Below are 15,461 nucleotides of genomic sequence, written 5' to 3' on the forward strand. Positions count from 1 at the left end.
TAGAAAAAGGAGCAAACCCGATGCGATCCTTCATCCTGATCTGTCTTCTGTTAGTCGGCATATTCACGATGCAAACAACTGCCGCCGCGGCACCGTCCAGCGATAAGCCGCCGCCATTCGATCAGGTTCTGCTCGACAATGGCTTTGAGCCAGTCGAATCGGCCTTGAAGAAGTGCGAGGCAGATGCCCATCGAGAGCTGTCGCTGCCTTATAAGCTGCCGCCTGTGCCGTTCACGTTTCAGTTGGCTCAATTTCGTGGATGCAGTGAAGGTCTCAATGACAATCTGCGGATTGAATATTTGAATGAGAAGCATGGTAAGATCCATTACATTATGGATATAAGGCCAATAGAGAGGAAGCTAAGCTTTAGGAAAACGAGGGCGAAGCATGTTTACAAACTCAAAGACGGCAGCGAAGCCCTATTCCTAGAGTATCGGTCACCCAAGAAGCTGTCGAAGCATGAGAGAGGCTTCAATGCGCTTGTATCCGAGCATGAGGGATGGCAGTATTATCTGGCCATCGATTGCCGCATTCAGAAACAGGTGCCCGCGGAGGCGCTCGTCGCGATAGCAAACTCGGTTAGATGATAGTAACGACGGGAAAGCATTCCGCTGCAGCAAAGCGGAATGCTTTTTTGGCACAGACCCATCTTAGCTCCCGCAGTTCGCCCGATACCACTCTAACGCCCTGCGCTCTAGATCCTTCAGGAACGCATCTTTGCCGTCCGAATAGGCTTCAATATCGGTGGGGAACTGAGCGACGAGGCCTGCTTTAAGCTCTCCGTACTGCTGTGCATCCCAAGGATGCGCCCGCAGATAGTCGCGTACAGCCAGATGGCGGATCGTATCCTTGAGGTTGTCCGCTTGGAACACATGCACCTGATGCGTGCGATAGTCGCCGCCTTTGCGATAATATCGCCGGCCCCGCATGCCGAATTCGCCCATACATTCGTACCCAAGCGCAGTCATCTCCGCATTATAGGCATCCATGTTGCTGATGTCCCGAACAACTGGCATCATATCGATAATCGGCTTGGCACTAAGTCCAGGAACCGAAGTGCCTGACGCCGCAGGATAAGAAGCAGTTCATCAAAGAGGTGCAGCGCATTAATCAAGCATTCCCGGCAAGCTATCAGGTGCTGTTCGGGAAGAAGAGGTGCAGCTGCGGGCTGGCGAAGGATATATAGTCACGAGCTATAAGTTAGCCCATAAGCACGAGTGTGGGGCGCAGTCGGACGGGGAAACCTGTTAGGACTGCGCTTTTTTGTAATACGGCGATTCCGGCTGCGTGTATAGTAAAACTCAAGAAGGCTGTTCATGACGAGGCCAATAGGAGAGGAGCATGTGGAAGATGGCAGCATCGAATTCTATCCGCTATATCGACTTCAACAATGCCGCAGAGTGGGAAAGCTGGCTTGGCAATCACCATAATAAACAGGAGGACGCTTGGCTGCGGATTGCTAAGAAGGGCTCCGGTGTCCAGTCCATCACGATCGCGGAAGCACTGGACATTGCGCTCTGTTATGGCTGGATCGACAGCCATCGGAAGTCGTTCGACCAGCAGTATTATCTACAGCGGTATTCTCCAAGGCGTACAAAGAGTCCGTGGTCATTGGTCAATGTGAAGAAGGCGGAGCAGTTAATCGAGACGGGGCGGATGAAGGATCCTGGCTATGCCGAAATCGACCTCGCGCGTAAGGATGGGAGATGGGACTCCGCTTATGAATCACAGAAGACCGCCATCGTACCGCCAGATCTGGTAAGCGCACTGGAGCATCATGAACAGGCTCGACAGGCATTCGATCGGCTCGATAAGACCGCGCAGTATATGATTTTCCTGCCTATTCTGAAAGCAGCAACAGAACGAAGCCGTATCACCCAGCTGCAGAAGGCGATTGCGAAGCTGGAGGCGGCGGGGCAGCCACACTAATCCGTTTGACGATCGGCATCCAATGCTTTCTTATATTGCAGAGGCGTTCTACCCGTGACCCGTTTGAAGTCGGTAATAAAATGCTGCTGGCTGCTGTAACCATGCGAATAGGCGAGATCCGCCCAATCGTGCGCATCGCTGTCCCGAATGGACCTCGCTGCCGCAAGCAGCTTGTTGCGCTGCAACTGCCATTTGACGCCGATGCCGACGTACGACTGAAATAGCTGCTGCAGCCATCGCTCGCTTCGACCCGACCATTGCGCCACTTCCTTCACAGTCTGCAAGTCTTCACGTTCAATCGCCGCAATGATATTGTTTATGACCTCGATGTTCGGATCCATCTGCGGATGATTCGCTTCAATTAACTCGGCTAGTACAGTCACACCTTCATCATCACCCAATGTCAGGACATGCGCAATGAACGCAGGATCGGCCGCGGCGAATACATCCTGCAAGGGGATCGTCCCATTGTGCAAGCCGTCCATCGATCCGCCCCAGAACGCGTGAAATGCACCCGGATGCAATCGTGCGCCGATAATTCGGCCTTTATCCACCGCGGTATAGTCGCGCTTGTCGCGGAACGTACATTGAATGCCCGATTGCTGCTCCGATAAGAAAACGTCTACGTAAGGTCGGTGCATGACCTGCTCCGAGACATAGGGCTCGTCTGCTGATCGGTTCCATGCAATCGTCCAGAAGTGATCGACGAACGGGGTTAGCTCGTCTGGCGGCAGATAGGTCTGGAATACAACATGCTGTTCATCCCCGTCAGGATTCAAACGGCCGAGAGGCGTATAAATCGATGCGGATTTCTGTAATACACCGCGCATAGCATCACCTACAATTGAGATATAATTTAATTTACCATAGAATGGAGATAGAATAATATGACAAATCAACCAAACCAGCCATCCCTGCGCGGAATGGCGAATGTTAGCTTCTGGGCGGACGATCTTCAAGCGGCTAGACAATGGTATACGAGACTGCTAGGGATCGAGCCGTATTTTCAAAGCCCAAATGCCGACAATCCAGCATATCTGGAATATCGGATCGGGGATTATCAGAACGAGCTGGGCATTATCGATAAGAAGTATGCGCCTAAGACGGCCAGCTTGAATGGTGCAGGAGGAGCGACGCTGTACTGGCATGTCGATGATGTCGCGGGCATGCTGGAGCGGCTGAAAGATCTTGGAGCAACCGAGTACGAACCCTTGACGGAGCGCGGCGTGAACTGGTTCACCGCATCGGTAGAGGATCCATTCGGCAACATCATTGGCTTGATCCACAGTCCGCATTACAAGGAGATATGGAACGCCATTCATAGCGCTCAGGAAGCGAGTGGCTCTGTATAAATTGAATCTGGGAGAGTCGTTGAGATGTCACGGCAGACTGAAGTCGAACAGCTGGTTCATGCGAATATGCCGATCTGCCGATTGGGGGCTTCTGAGCAAGCTGCATATATACCGAGAAAGGTCATCCGCGCGGGATGGCCTTGTCTCTGTTTTATTTGGAATAGATACAAGAGCTGATCGAGGAGCTGACCCTACTGGACGTATTCACGAAGCTGGAGTCATACATACCGGGATTGAAGCTTTACTGCCGTTCCCTTACTAATAACGATTGGGATGCAGAGGACCTGATGCAGGATGCCCTGACGAAGGCGGTTGTCGCCTTGGAGCAGGACCCCCGGCGGCAGCTTAACCGATCATTCCTGTTCCGCATTGCCAAGAACGCTTGGATCGATCGGTATCGGAGGGAACGCAAGAGGCATGGCGATAGCTCATTCGACGAGGCTCATCTTAAGGTTGTGCCATTCACCGTGGACAGTGGATTGGCTCGCGAACTGCTCGAGCAGCTGGCAGAATCACTGAACCCGAGACAGATGGTGCTTGTTATTCTGATCGATGCTTTCGCATTCACTGCAGCGGAGTCCGCTGAACTGCTCCGCATGACGGAAGGTGCGGTGAAGGAAGGGCTGAAGCGGGCGCGCCGGCGGCTGCAATCATTCACGGACGGGGATCGACATAACATTGGGCGGAACTATGGTCGGTCCAAGAAACAGAATGACCCGGTTATGACGGCTTCGTTGTTCGAGACATTCCTGCAAGGCTTCCGCGAAGGCGACGCAGGCATGATCTGTCGAGCCTACTTCAGCCTCGCCGCTCAGGGCGTGACGATTCAGAAGGTGTCGCGGGAGGCAGGTCGTTACTCGTTTACGGTACGGGACCCGAATGGACATCTCATCGAATTGTTTCAAATTATTTGATCATACCCGTTTCTACACGACCACAATCTTCGTTATAGATACCGAATAACAACCGAGGAGGAGTAATGCAATGTCTATTCAGGTGAAAAATTATGCCGTCATCTCGCTGCCCGTCCGCGATCTGACCGTATCGCTCAAGTGGTACAAGGAGCTGCTCGGTATACCGTTCTCGTTCGATTACACGGAAGGCGATACCGAGGCTTGGCTCAATGTAGCGGGTGTCGGCCTAGGACTGGTTCTGTGCCCTGATGTTCCGAAGATGGACTTCACGAACAGCCGAGGTCAGCTTCAACCGCTTATTTCGCTCCAAGTGGATAACATTCATGAAGCCTACGAAGAGCTGAAGAGGAAGGGCGCCGATATCGATGAGCTGGTGTACAAGCCGTCTGGCGGATACAGCTTTATTTTCCGCGATCCGGATGGTCATGTAGGCAATCTATGGGGCGGCTGGCCGCAGGAAGGGGACGAGTAGAGGATGGGCCATGTTGAGACAGCAGCTATTGTGACAAGCTACATCTATCTCCCGGTGTCGGACGTTAGCCGATCCGGCGAATGGTATACGCAGCAGGTGCGGCCGGCAAAGCAGTAAATTACATATTCGAGAATATCGCTCTCAGGATTGGATACTCGTATGGCAATATTCTCGTGCAGCCTGTCCTGACTTGTCGTATTGATGAAACAAAAAGCAACTCCCATCAGGGAGTTGCTTTTTTAGGTTGAGCGTCTAGGATGTAACATTTGGAGCATACTCGACTAGAGGTAGATATTAGGATCTATCAATACTAGTGTCAGTAGTCGGGGGGTGGCGGAGATTGTGGGGATGTCCACAGAATCATAAGTCATCCTCTATTTCATCATAATCGGGACTGTTGTCATTTTGCATAGGACATAAGTCTTACCAGCTTAAGGTTCTTATAACCGACATGAGGATAGATCAATAAACGATGAGAATTGGTCATTGTTTTGAAGAAATCGATGTCTTATGCTATGAAAACGCTGTCATCACTAGAAAACTTCATAAATTTGGGAAGTAAATTCATAGGAACTGTCCCGTGGGCAATAGTGAAGTGTACAGACGCAGTACCATAACAGTGAGGAGTGACATGATGCACGTACAAAAACACGGTATAAGAAGTATGTCGATAAGGAAGTTTCTCTATGTACTGCCCTTCATGGCTCTGCTTGCTATCTTTGCTTACTACCCGTTATATGGATGGGTCTATGCTTTCTTCGACTATTCGCCGCCGATTCCGTTATCGAAATCGCCGTTTGTCGGTTTCCAGTGGTTTCATTCCTTGGTTGAGAACCAAGTGAAGGTCGATCAACTGCTGCAGATCATTAAGAACACGTTCGGATTGAGCGGCTTAAACCTTCTCTTCTCCTGGCTTCCCATGGTTTTTGCCATCTTTCTGTGCGAGATCAAGGCTGTCCGCTTTCGCAAGTTCATCCAGACGGTTACGACCCTTCCGAACTTCATCAGCTGGGTATTGGTCTATTCGCTGGCGTTCTCCATGTTCTCAAGCGATGGTATCGTCAATGGTCTTCTGAGGCAATTGGGTATTGATTCTCCGATATTGCCCCTTCAAAGCTCGCATCATGTGTGGCTTATGATGTGGTTGTGGACGACTTGGAAAGCGCTGGGGTGGTCAGCCATCCTGTATATCGCGGCGATCATGGGAATCGACGATTCCCTTTATGAAGCGGCCCACGTGGACGGCGCGACAAGAATGCAGGTGATTCGATATGTTGTCCTGCCAAGCATGCTGCCGACGTATTTCGTGCTGCTGATGCTGCAAATCGCGAGCTTCTTAAATAACGGCCTGGAGCAATACTTCGTCTTCCAGAATGCTTTTAATAAGGACAGCATACAGGCATTGGATCTGTACGTATACAACCTGGCCATGGGTGGCGGCAGCTATTCGGTGTCCGTCGCGATCAGCATGCTGAAGAGCTTGATCAGCGTCGTGCTTCTCTTCTCGGTGAACGGACTATCCAAATTGTTAAGAGGAGAGGGCATTGTATGAGCGACAGCACAGTCAATCTAACATCACAAGAACAGGTACATCAAAGCCGATTCGATAAAAAAGTGAGATATCAGGTCAGCGCGACGGATCGGTTGATTTCCGTTGTGATCTATACCTTGTTTTCCCTGTTCGCTTTCGTCTGCATCTATCCTTTTTACTCGCTCATCATTAACACCATCAGCGCCAATGATATCAGCGCCAGAGGCGATGTCGTATTCTTTCCGAAGCATATCCATTTCCAGAACTACGTAGACGTGTTTAAGATCCCGGGGCTGGGGCACGCGGCGCTAGTGTCGATAGGAAGAACGGTCATCGGAACCTCTTTGACGGTAGGGGCTTCTGCATTCCTGGGCTTCATGTTTAGCCAAGAGGATATGTGGGGGCGGAAATTCTGGTATCGCTACACGGTCATTACGATGTTCTTCAGCGCCGGGATTATTCCGTGGTATTTGACCATGAGATCGCTGCATCTGACTAACAACTTTCTTGCTTATATTCTGCCGACGATCGTCGCGCCTTTCTTCATCATTCTGGTCAAGACGTTCGTGGAGTCAACGCCGAAAGAGCTGCAGCAGGCAGCCAGCATCGACGGGGCCGGAGTCATGACCATCTTCTTCAGGATCATGCTGCCTATATGCAAGCCCATATTGGCGACGGTCGCGATCTTCGCGGCGGTAGACCAGTGGAATTCTTTTCAGGACACGCTGCTGTTGGTGACGGACAGCAAGCTCTACAGCTTGCAGTTTATTCTATACAACTACATTAATCAGGCGAGTTCATTATCGACCATGGTCAATCTGCAGAACGCCGGATCGACGGCTATGGCCAGTCTGACGACCAAGCAGACGACGACTTCCATCCGAATGACGGTGACCATTATCGTCGTGGCGCCTATCCTGTTGGTTTATCCGATCTTCCAAAGGTTCTTCGTGAAGGGAATTATGATCGGCGCCGTCAAAGGTTGACCTGCGCTATTATAATACAATTTGACCAAAAAACATTGACAAAAGCGGGGGATGAACGTGAGTAAAATCAAGAAATCCGCAAGGGAATCGGTGGTAGTATCGTTGGCTGGTCTGTTAGTGGCGTCGGTCGCATTGACCGGGTGCAGCAGCGGATCCGACGATACGTCTTCAACCGACAAGTCGTCTGACACAGGCACGAGCACAAGCGCAACTCAAGCTGCCGGCACGATCGATCACAGCAAGCCGCTTACGATCACCGTATTCGACAATGCGGCCAATTACCAAGGAGAGCAGACCGGTTGGTATGGCAAGATTATCAAAGATAAATTCAATATCACTTTGAACATACTTGCCCCTCAGGTGGCAGGCGACCAATTATACAAGACGAGAACGGCGGCGGGCGACCTGGGAGATCTTGTGATCGTCGATAACAGCCAGTTGGAAGAACTGATTCCGGCCGGTCTTGTCATGGATCTCACGGATAAGCTCAAAAATACGAAGTACTTGTCTCAGTACGTGGACAATCATTTTAAGCCATTCAACGCGGCTTTCGATAAAATCAATCCGGAAGGCAAGATATACGCTTTGCCGACGTTTGAAGCCGATACGTCTCCTACGACCTTCTCGGAAGAGCTCCCTTACTCGAGCCCGATCATGCCTTGGGATTATTACAAGGGTGTTGGGGCTCCCAAGCTCAACAATCTGAACGACCTTCTGAACGTCTTGAAGCAAATGCAAGAGAAGTATCCGAAGACGCCGGACGGTAAGCCGATCGTTCCGATCACCCTGTGGAAGGATTGGGATGGAGGCGGCATGGAGAACGTGCGCTGGCTGAGCGGCTGGTATGGTTACCAACAGCCGGATGGCACTTCGACCATCCAGTTAAATGCGAAGGGCGACATCGTTCCGCTCATCGACGACAACAGCATGTACAAGAAGATTCTTCAATTCTATTTTGACGCCAATCAACAGGGGCTGGTCGATCCCGACTCTCCTTCCCAGGATTGGAACAAAGTAGCCGAGAAGCTGACCAACAAGCAGGTTCTTCTCTTGTGGTACTCTTGGCAGACAGGCTTCTACAATACGATTGAGAGAGGCAAGAACGGGGACGGCAATGTTTCGGTTCCGATCGCGGATACGCACATCATTCAGAACAGCGATGCTTATTACGGCAGCGGAAGAGTATTTGCGATCGGATCAAAAGCGAAGGATCCTGATCGGATCATGGAATTCCTGGATTGGCTCAATTCACCTGAAGGACTGCGCTATTATACCGCTGGTTTTGAAGGCTTTAACTATGAAAAGACAACGGATGGCAAGTTTAAGCTTACCGAAGTCGGACAGACTGCCTTCCAGAACAATACGCCTGTTCCAGATGAATACGGCGGAGGCGGATACCAGGACGGACAGAGCAAGCTTAACACCATGATCATGAGCGATTTTGTCGTAGATCCGGACACCAAGGAATTTTATAACACAAATTATTGGAGCAGTACCATTGAAGCGAACAAAACAGCTCTAAAGACGGATTGGCAGAAAACCTACAACGCAACGAATGCAACGGACTACTACCTGAAAAATAATATGATCGATATCGTGCCGAACATTAACACAAGCCTCGGAAGCGATTCATCGGACATTAAGAACAAACGCAGCCAAATCTCGGACTATGTGAAGAACACATCCTGGAAAATGGTATTCGCGAAAAATCAAGCCGAGTTCGACCAGCTGTGGACAAAGATGCAAAAAGATGCAGTAGGTCTCGGTTGGAATGATGTCGTTGCCGTGGATACGGAAAGGGCTCAGAAGATTGTAAAAATGCGTGCAGATGCAACGGCCACCAAGTAATATCTTTATTTCTTATTAAGGCGGGGGATATATATGATCAACATATATATCCCCTGCCTTCCTACTCAAAGGGGGAAATCAAATATGCTTAGAGTCGTAAGTGTTGAAGGCGGGATGGTTCAAGGGTTGCCGGCAGCCGACCCTCGAATTACAAGTTTCAAAGGGATTCCGTTTGCCGCGCCGCCTGTAGCCGACAACCGCTGGCGCGCTCCGCAGCCTGTCAGAGAGTGGGAGGGCGTTCTTAAAGCTTACGAATTCGCGCCGATCCCGATGCAGGTCAGACAGGAAATCGACGTTAATAATATCTACACCAGGGAATGGGCCGTGGAACCAGATATTGCCATGAACGAGGATTGTCTCTACCTTAACGTGTGGACCCCGGCCAACTGTTCCGAAGAGAAGTTGCCGGTATTCGTATGGTATTTTGGAGGAGGGCTGCAGGTAGGTCATACTGCGGAAATGGAGTTCGACGGCGAACGCATTGCCCGAAGAGGCGTCGTCGTGGTGACGATCAGCTATCGTTTGAACGCGTTCGGATTCCTATGCCATCCGGAGATTACCGCGGAATCGCCGGAAACTCCGGCGAACTTCGGTCACCTCGACCAACAATTCGCTACGCGCTGGGTCAAACGCAATATTGCGGCTTTCGGCGGCGATCCGGACAACGTCACCATCGGCGGGCAGTCGGCAGGGGGCGGCAGTGTCATGAACCAGCTCGCTTCGCCCCAGAACGAAGGACTCTTCCAAAGAGCGATCATTCAGAGCGGGTTAATCACGAGACTCTACCCGGGGGGCCGCACGCCAAAGTTTCTGCGTACCTTGGAAGAAGCCGAACAAGATGGCGTTCGCTTCTTTGAATCTCTCGGCGTATCCTCGCTTGCGGAGGCTCGTAAGCTTGATGCGGTCTACGTCCGCGATGAGTATCTGGCGTCCAAAGCGTTCTGGGGCACCGTTATCGATAACAAGTTCAACCTAGGCGACCCGTTCGAACGGCTTCTTCAGAACAAGCGCTGGCCGGTACCGATAATGTTCGGCCATACGTCATCCGAGTTCTTCAATGTCCCTCAGGTTACTACGCCGGACGAGTTCAAAACCTTGGCAGTCGACCTGTTCGGCGATGATGCCGAAGATTTTCTGGCGCTTTGCGGATTCTCGTCAGGAAACTTCGATGAGGTCTTGAGACAAGCATCCGTGAGCAGCATTGAATACGCGATAAGGATCGCTGGGCAGGCCAATGCAGACACCGGCATCAACCTCCCTATGTACTATTACAATTTCGATGCCGAGATCCCGGGATGGGATGACCCTGGCACGTTCCATTCGGTGGATCTCTGGTTCTTCTTCGAGACCCTCGCCAAATGCTGGAGACCGTTCGTCGGCAAACATTACGATCTTGCAAGACAGATGTGCCATTACTGGGCGAACTTCATCCGCTGCGGAGACCCGAACGGCAAAGATGCTACGGGAGATGACTTGCCGCGGTGGGAGCCCTACGCGCCGAAGGCGCCATATGGCATGCGTTTCGCGGAACAAGCCGAATTTGTCAGAGAGCAGCCTAGCGATATGATGAAATTCCTTACGGAGCAATTTTTCAAGAAACAATCCGTTGTAAAGTGAGTATGGACCGATAGGCCAGATGAAGCCGATCCATGAGAGCATGGAAGGCTTTACTGGCTTTTTTAGCTATGATGAAATGACCGGGGCGGCCGCGAAGTCGTCATGTATTTGGTAGGTTCTTGGGGTATAGCCGGTTATTCGTTTGAACTGCCGGCAGAAGTGTTCCACATTATGATACCCGCATTGAAAAGCGATTTCGGCAACGCTTTGGCTGCCATGGAACAAATATTCTTTGGCCAGCCGAATTCGGCTGTTGATGACATCTTCTATGCAGGAGATGCCGAAGGCTTTTTTGTAAATAGTCTGCAAATAGCCTGGGCTGATTCCGAGAAAATCCGCCATTTTGGGAACGGTCCATTGGTCGCCGGGGTTGTTCTGAATGGCCGAGCGAAGTTTTAATAAATGATAGTATTGCGGTGTAAAGCCATCATGAAAATAGGATTCCAAAAGCTTGTTAAACATCATCTGGAGCAAATGATTGATGGATGAATTTTTGTAGTCTCGGTTAAAGTTGTGCTCGATGACTAATAGCTCGAATAGCTTGTGGCAGTAGTCAGGATCATCCAAAGAGAATGGAACGCCGAACGGAAGCGATGTTTTGGTAATAAAAGCTTCGTCGGATGCAAATCGGATCCAGTTATTAACGTATTTCTCAGCGCAAGCCTTGTAATAAATTTTCTGGTGCGCACGATAAACAACGGCGCTATGAGCAGGGTACTCTTTGAGTTCCCCATCGACCCAAAATTGAGCGGGGGTCTTGGTGATGACAAGGAGCCAGCAGCTATGTCCTTGAGGAATATCAAAGGAAAAATTGCTTGCGTGCGCAGCGTCGCATTCCACATAGTAAATATGGTTCATTTGCTCTCCCCCCCTAGTATCTCCATCCCTATGATACTTCATATTAATAAAGGTTGACCTGAAAAATTTAGAATAGGAACGGCGCCGATGAGGTGCCTTTTTGTGTTGATTTGGTGACGTCTGACCCGAGCGGTCGCGAAAGGGCAGCGAATCATGCAAAACTGGACTCGTCAGATGGCGCATTATCTTTATAATTAGAAAAAGAGACCGTACGGTTCGGTATTTTTTATGGAGTATCCATAAGTAAAAAACAGAGTGGATGATGACTATGACTGGAAGTAAAAAAGCCTATTGGCTGATGGTGTTGATTGCAGCGGTCCTCATCGTGCATGCCGTGTACACCAACTTCATTGGCGATCCGAAGGCGGCTGCCTTCCTGGATCACAAAACAGATCTGAAGCGTGCTCTGCCTGTCAGCGCATGGCTGACGGTGATGAAGATTCACGTTGTGTTCGCTTGTCTGGCGATGATAGCAGGGGCAGTCAACTTCTCGTCAGCGATTTTGAGAAAGAGTCAGCGCAAGTTTCATAAGTGGAATGGCTATCTATATGCCGTATCCGTACTCATCGTCACGCTTACGTCCGGCTACATGGCGCCGTACGCGACGGGGGGCAAAGCGGCCAGCATGGCCTTCAACCTTATTAATATCATTTGGCCGATCTTCACGGTCATTGCTATCGTACAAATCCGTAAGAAAAAGCTTCCCCAACATCGAGAGTGGATGATACGGAGTTATGCTTTTGTGTTCACGAACTTACTGATTCATGCGCTGCATTCGCTGCTGAATAATGGATTCGGTATGGATTACGCCAATAGCTATGTCATTTCGATTTATGCAACGATCGTACTGCTGCTTCTATCATCAGAGATGGTCATTCGTATCGTGTTAAGACGATCAAACAGAACGGCATAAGGCAGATTGTTGAGAAAAAACCGGCTCGCCCTCACATGGCAAGCCGGTTATTTGCTTTATACCCCATACAATCTCCGGTAAGCAGTAGGCGTCATTCCTTCATGCGCCATGAACCGTTTGTTGAAATAGCTGACGCTTGGGTAGCCTGCTTCCTCTGCAATTTGCCCGATGTTGTCATCCTTCCGCTCCAGCAGCCACTGCTTGGCCGCCTGCAGGCGGCAGCGGGTAATGAAATCCATCGGCGTCATGCGCGTAGCGCTCTTGAACAGCTTACAGAAATAATAGGGAGTCACGCCTGCCTTATCCGCCCACTCTTCTAGAACAAAAGGCTTCACCGCATCCTGCTGCATAAGGGGCAGAAGCTCCATAATTCGCTCGCCCGATGTTCCCGCCTTGCTTCCCGCAAGCGCAACCGCCTGCTCGACGAAGATCGTCAGCAGCATATAGGTGAGCATGGACAGATGAGCGGGGCGCAGCATCCGGTTCGTCTCCGCCTCGTCGAGCAGCTCCTCATGAGCCTGCTCCCACACCTTGGGCTGGCCCAGCTTCCACAGCGGGTTTCTGTGAAAGCCATGTTGGATGAGATAATCGCCCAGCCCGGTTCCACCGTAGAAATGAAACCATCGCACATCCCAAGGGTCGTCTTTGTTGCTGTAATAGCGCTGCTTCTGCAGAGGAAAATAAAGCACGGCCTCCCCTGCCCGAAGCTCATGCACAATCCCATCGATCTCGGCATAGCCCTTGCCCGAAACGCAGTAATGGATATTGAAATTGTTAAGGGCGCCGGCCTCGCGTTCTACACTATGCTCCGGATCATGACGGTATTGGCCTACCGATTCCGGGAAACAGAAGTACGGCATATTCGGGAGCGTAAGCAGCAGACTTTGTCGTTTCATGGCAAGGTCCTCCTGAACAATATTGTTATAACCGAATGCAAAATAATATCATTTTAATTTTAAATACCATCTCCTATAATCGCAATATAGTCATAAAACTTACGAACAAAGCGAGGGTGAAGCATGAGTAAGAAGCTCAAATGGGGCATTATGGGATGCGCTAATATCGCGCAGCGGGCAGTCATTCCAGGCCTCCACTTATCAGAACTGAACGAGGCGGCCGCTATTGCAAGCCGTGATGGGGACAAAGCAAAACGCACGGCAAAGGAACTGAATATCGGAACCGTCTATGACAGTTATGAGGCGCTCCTCGGCGATCCCTCGATTGACGTTATTTATATACCGCTGCCCAACCACTTGCACAAGGAATGGGCAATCCGTGCAGCCGAAGCAGGCAAACATATTTTGTGCGAGAAGCCTCTCGCTCTGAATGCTCATGAGGCGGCTGAGATGGCTGAAGCGGCGGACAAGGCCGGCGTTTTGTTATCCGAGGCGTTCATGTACCGATATCATCCTCGCTATGCGCAGATCCGAGATTTGATCGCATCCGGCGCGATCGGCGACATTCGCGGCATTCGAAGCGCCTTTACATTCAATAACCCGAATGACTCGGCGAACGTCCGGTTCCGGAAAGATTGGGGCGGCGGCTCCATCTATGATGTGGGCTGTTATCCGATTAACGCAGCGCGGCTGCTGCTTGGCCAAGAGCCGGAAGCCGTAACGGTGAGCGCGTTCTTCTCCCCGCAGCATGATGATGTCGATATGATGGCTTCCGGATTGATTGAATTCGGAGGAAATGTTTCACTCACCTTCGACTGCGGCATGTGGGCGGCGTTCCGTAACCCGCTCGAGGTGCTGGGCACGGACGGTATTATTGAAGTTCCGTCGGCATTCATAACGCCTACAGAGGAAAGCGGTCATATCTATCTGACAACCGGCGGCGAACGCCGTAAGATTGAAGTCCCTTATGTGAATGCCTATACGGAGCAGGCGGATTCCATGGCCCGTTCGATTATGAACGGTACGAGCCTCGCTTTCCCTACCTCGGATGCAATCCGCAATATGAAGGTCATTGATGCATGCTTGTCGTCCGCTCGTGAACGGACGAGAGTTACTTTATAAATCAAGGAGGCTGCCGAGGATGGAATATTTGAAGGTTGAAGGACTGGACAAACCTGTAGCGCGCTTAATGAAAGGCACGGATTATTTCGCCCATGACGCCTATGAGAAAGCTTCTGCCAACCTGGACGCGTACTTCGCTATCGGGGGCAACAGCCTGGACACTGCTCATATTTATTGCGGCGGACAAAGCGAAGAAGTGATCGGACGTTATCTGCGAGAGCGCGGCACACGCGATCAGTGGGTTATCCTGACCAAAGGCGCCCATCATGATCAGAATGGTCCGCGCGTCAGCCGCGAAGCGATTCGCAGCGACCTGATGACGAGTCTTGAACGTCTTCAGGTCGACACGATCGATATGTACGGCCTGCACCGCGACGATCCCAATGTTCCTGCGGGCGAAGTCATTGAAATACTGAACGAGCATATCAAGTCAGGCGCCGTGCAAACGATCGGCGTATCCAACTGGAAGTGGCGGCGGATTCAGGAGGCGAATGACTATGCCGCGGCCAAGGGTCTCGTCGGCTTCTCGTTCAGCAGCCCGAACTTAAGCCTTGCAAAGGCCAATGAGCCGTTCTGGGCAGGCTGCGTATCGGCAGACGAAGAGACGATTCGTTGGCATGAAGCGAATCAGCTGCCGCTGTTCTCTTGGTCATCGCAAGCGCGCGGCTTCTTCACGGGCCGCTTCTCGAAGGAAGACCGCAGCAACGCTGATCTGGTGCGCGTCTTCTACAGCGATGATAACTGGGAGCGTTATGAGCGCGCGAAGCAGCTGGCCGAGGAGAAGCAAGTGACGCAAATCCAAATTGCGCTCGCTTATGTCCTTAACCAGTCGTTCCCGACCTGTGCCCTGATTGGCGCCCAATCGCTTGAAGAGCTCGGCTCTTGCGACGAGGGTTCGCGAGTCAAGCTGACCCGTGAAGAGATGAACTGGCTTGACCTCGGCTCGGATCAGAAATAAACGCACAAAGCACGCTCCTTATCCGAGGAGCGTGCTTTGCTGTATTATATCGAAATTGTGTACGA

General features: G+C 51.1%; 15 protein-coding genes and 1 pseudogene. 12 read left to right on the forward strand and 4 right to left on the reverse strand.

All coding sequences use genetic code 11. The annotated features are described in order from the left end of the window. Nucleotides 1–20 precede the first annotated feature (20 nt). On the forward strand, nt 21–587 hold the full coding sequence (locus SBI19_RS21070) for a hypothetical protein (RefSeq protein WP_317971491.1): 567 nt from the start codon (nt 21–23) through the stop codon (nt 585–587). A 63-nt stretch (nt 588–650) separates the two neighbouring features. Here the strand turns inward: SBI19_RS21070 and SBI19_RS21075 are convergent. Beyond that, nucleotides 651–1,046 (reverse strand): annotated as a pseudogene (locus SBI19_RS21075) (GrpB family protein); the annotation flags it as partial. Between the two features lie 304 nt (nt 1,047–1,350). Between SBI19_RS21075 and SBI19_RS21080 the strand changes: the two are divergent. Beyond that, nucleotides 1,351–1,929: a YdeI/OmpD-associated family protein gene (locus tag SBI19_RS21080; RefSeq protein WP_317971492.1), complete on the forward strand. Its 579-nt coding sequence runs from the start codon at nt 1,351–1,353 to the stop codon at nt 1,927–1,929. Here the strand turns inward: SBI19_RS21080 and SBI19_RS21085 are convergent. Beyond that, nucleotides 1,926–2,759: a helix-turn-helix domain-containing protein gene (locus SBI19_RS21085; protein WP_317971493.1), complete on the reverse strand. Its 834-nt coding sequence runs from the start codon at nt 2,757–2,759 to the stop codon at nt 1,926–1,928. The genes SBI19_RS21080 and SBI19_RS21085 overlap by 4 nt on opposite strands. A 57-nt stretch (nt 2,760–2,816) precedes the next feature. Between SBI19_RS21085 and SBI19_RS21090 the strand changes: the two genes are divergently transcribed. The 7 genes from SBI19_RS21090 to SBI19_RS21120 all read left to right on the forward strand — a co-directional run bounded on the left by SBI19_RS21090 (nt 2,817) and on the right by SBI19_RS21120 (nt 10,649). Then, the gene (locus SBI19_RS21090; RefSeq protein ID WP_317971494.1) at nt 2,817–3,281 is read left to right on the forward strand and encodes a VOC family protein; all 465 of its coding nucleotides are present in this window, start codon (nt 2,817–2,819) and stop codon (nt 3,279–3,281) included. Between the two features lie 224 nt (nt 3,282–3,505). Then, nucleotides 3,506–4,195, forward strand: coding sequence for a sigma-70 family RNA polymerase sigma factor (locus tag SBI19_RS21095; protein WP_317971527.1), 690 nt, complete (start codon nt 3,506–3,508; stop codon nt 4,193–4,195). A 70-nt stretch (nt 4,196–4,265) separates the two neighbouring features. After that, nucleotides 4,266–4,667: a VOC family protein gene (locus SBI19_RS21100; protein ID WP_317971495.1), complete on the forward strand. Its 402-nt coding sequence runs from the start codon at nt 4,266–4,268 to the stop codon at nt 4,665–4,667. Between the two features lie 631 nt (nt 4,668–5,298). Then, the gene (locus SBI19_RS21105; RefSeq protein WP_317971496.1) at nt 5,299–6,219 is read left to right on the forward strand and encodes an ABC transporter permease subunit; all 921 of its coding nucleotides are present in this window, start codon (nt 5,299–5,301) and stop codon (nt 6,217–6,219) included. Next, on the forward strand, nt 6,216–7,184 hold the full coding sequence (locus SBI19_RS21110; RefSeq protein ID WP_317971497.1) for a carbohydrate ABC transporter permease: 969 nt from the start codon (nt 6,216–6,218) through the stop codon (nt 7,182–7,184). Before SBI19_RS21105 ends, SBI19_RS21110 begins: the two co-directional genes overlap by 4 nt. A gap of 57 nt (nt 7,185–7,241) precedes the next feature. Then, on the forward strand, nt 7,242–9,032 hold the full coding sequence (locus tag SBI19_RS21115; RefSeq protein WP_317971498.1) for a type 2 periplasmic-binding domain-containing protein: 1,791 nt from the start codon (nt 7,242–7,244) through the stop codon (nt 9,030–9,032). A gap of 84 nt (nt 9,033–9,116) precedes the next feature. Next, nucleotides 9,117–10,649, forward strand: a complete 1,533-nt coding sequence (locus tag SBI19_RS21120; protein WP_317971499.1) for a carboxylesterase/lipase family protein — start codon at nt 9,117–9,119, stop codon at nt 10,647–10,649. 66 nt (nt 10,650–10,715) lie between these two features. Here the strand turns inward: SBI19_RS21120 and SBI19_RS21125 are convergent, their stop codons facing one another. After that, nucleotides 10,716–11,507 carry an AraC family transcriptional regulator gene (locus SBI19_RS21125; protein WP_317971500.1) on the reverse strand — a complete coding sequence of 264 codons (792 nt, stop codon included), beginning with the start codon at nt 11,505–11,507 and terminating at the stop codon, nt 10,716–10,718. Nucleotides 11,508–11,775: 268 nt separating this feature from the next. On the opposite strand from SBI19_RS21125, the gene SBI19_RS21130 reads away from it, so the two are divergent. Beyond that, nucleotides 11,776–12,420, forward strand: a complete 645-nt coding sequence (locus SBI19_RS21130; protein ID WP_317971501.1) for a DUF2306 domain-containing protein — start codon at nt 11,776–11,778, stop codon at nt 12,418–12,420. Between the two features lie 56 nt (nt 12,421–12,476). Here SBI19_RS21130 and SBI19_RS21135 read toward each other — a convergent pair whose 3' ends face one another. Next, the gene (locus SBI19_RS21135; protein WP_317971502.1) at nt 12,477–13,316 is read right to left on the reverse strand and encodes an AraC family transcriptional regulator; all 840 of its coding nucleotides are present in this window, start codon (nt 13,314–13,316) and stop codon (nt 12,477–12,479) included. Nucleotides 13,317–13,439: 123 nt separating this feature from the next. Here SBI19_RS21135 and SBI19_RS21140 point away from each other — a divergent pair, with 123 nt between their 5' ends. Both SBI19_RS21140 and SBI19_RS21145 read left to right on the forward strand, forming a co-directional pair. Continuing rightward, complete coding sequence (locus tag SBI19_RS21140; RefSeq protein ID WP_317971503.1) at nt 13,440–14,438, forward strand: Gfo/Idh/MocA family protein; 999 nt, start codon at nt 13,440–13,442, stop codon at nt 14,436–14,438. 19 nt (nt 14,439–14,457) lie between these two features. Continuing rightward, nucleotides 14,458–15,396, forward strand: coding sequence for an aldo/keto reductase (locus SBI19_RS21145; protein ID WP_317971504.1), 939 nt, complete (start codon nt 14,458–14,460; stop codon nt 15,394–15,396). Nucleotides 15,397–15,461 lie beyond the last annotated feature (65 nt).

It is taken from the genome of Paenibacillus sp. CCS19 (assembly GCF_033239625.1).
GTDB lineage: Bacteria > Bacillota > Bacilli > Paenibacillales > Paenibacillaceae > Paenibacillus_T.

What these genes read in the sequence shown, in the direction of transcription:
- SBI19_RS21100 (WP_317971495.1), top strand. Translation starts at nt 4,266, where the DNA reads ATGTCTATTCAGGTGAAAAATTATGCCGTCATCTCGCTGCCCGTCCGC.
- SBI19_RS21140 (WP_317971503.1), top strand. Translation starts at nt 13,440, where the DNA reads ATGAGTAAGAAGCTCAAATGGGGCATTATGGGATGCGCTAATATCGCG.
- SBI19_RS21120 (WP_317971499.1), top strand. Translation starts at nt 9,117, where the DNA reads ATGCTTAGAGTCGTAAGTGTTGAAGGCGGGATGGTTCAAGGGTTGCCG.
- SBI19_RS21125 (WP_317971500.1), bottom strand. Translation starts at nt 11,507, where the DNA reads ATGAACCATATTTACTATGTGGAATGCGACGCTGCGCACGCAAGCAAT.
- SBI19_RS21135 (WP_317971502.1), bottom strand. Translation starts at nt 13,316, where the DNA reads ATGAAACGACAAAGTCTGCTGCTTACGCTCCCGAATATGCCGTACTTC.
- SBI19_RS21070 (WP_317971491.1), top strand. Translation starts at nt 21, where the DNA reads ATGCGATCCTTCATCCTGATCTGTCTTCTGTTAGTCGGCATATTCACG.
- SBI19_RS21090 (WP_317971494.1), top strand. Translation starts at nt 2,817, where the DNA reads ATGACAAATCAACCAAACCAGCCATCCCTGCGCGGAATGGCGAATGTT.
- SBI19_RS21080 (WP_317971492.1), top strand. Translation starts at nt 1,351, where the DNA reads ATGGCAGCATCGAATTCTATCCGCTATATCGACTTCAACAATGCCGCA.
- SBI19_RS21105 (WP_317971496.1), top strand. Translation starts at nt 5,299, where the DNA reads ATGATGCACGTACAAAAACACGGTATAAGAAGTATGTCGATAAGGAAG.
- SBI19_RS21145 (WP_317971504.1), top strand. Translation starts at nt 14,458, where the DNA reads ATGGAATATTTGAAGGTTGAAGGACTGGACAAACCTGTAGCGCGCTTA.
- SBI19_RS21110 (WP_317971497.1), top strand. Translation starts at nt 6,216, where the DNA reads ATGAGCGACAGCACAGTCAATCTAACATCACAAGAACAGGTACATCAA.
- SBI19_RS21130 (WP_317971501.1), top strand. Translation starts at nt 11,776, where the DNA reads ATGACTGGAAGTAAAAAAGCCTATTGGCTGATGGTGTTGATTGCAGCG.
- SBI19_RS21085 (WP_317971493.1), bottom strand. Translation starts at nt 2,759, where the DNA reads ATGCGCGGTGTATTACAGAAATCCGCATCGATTTATACGCCTCTCGGC.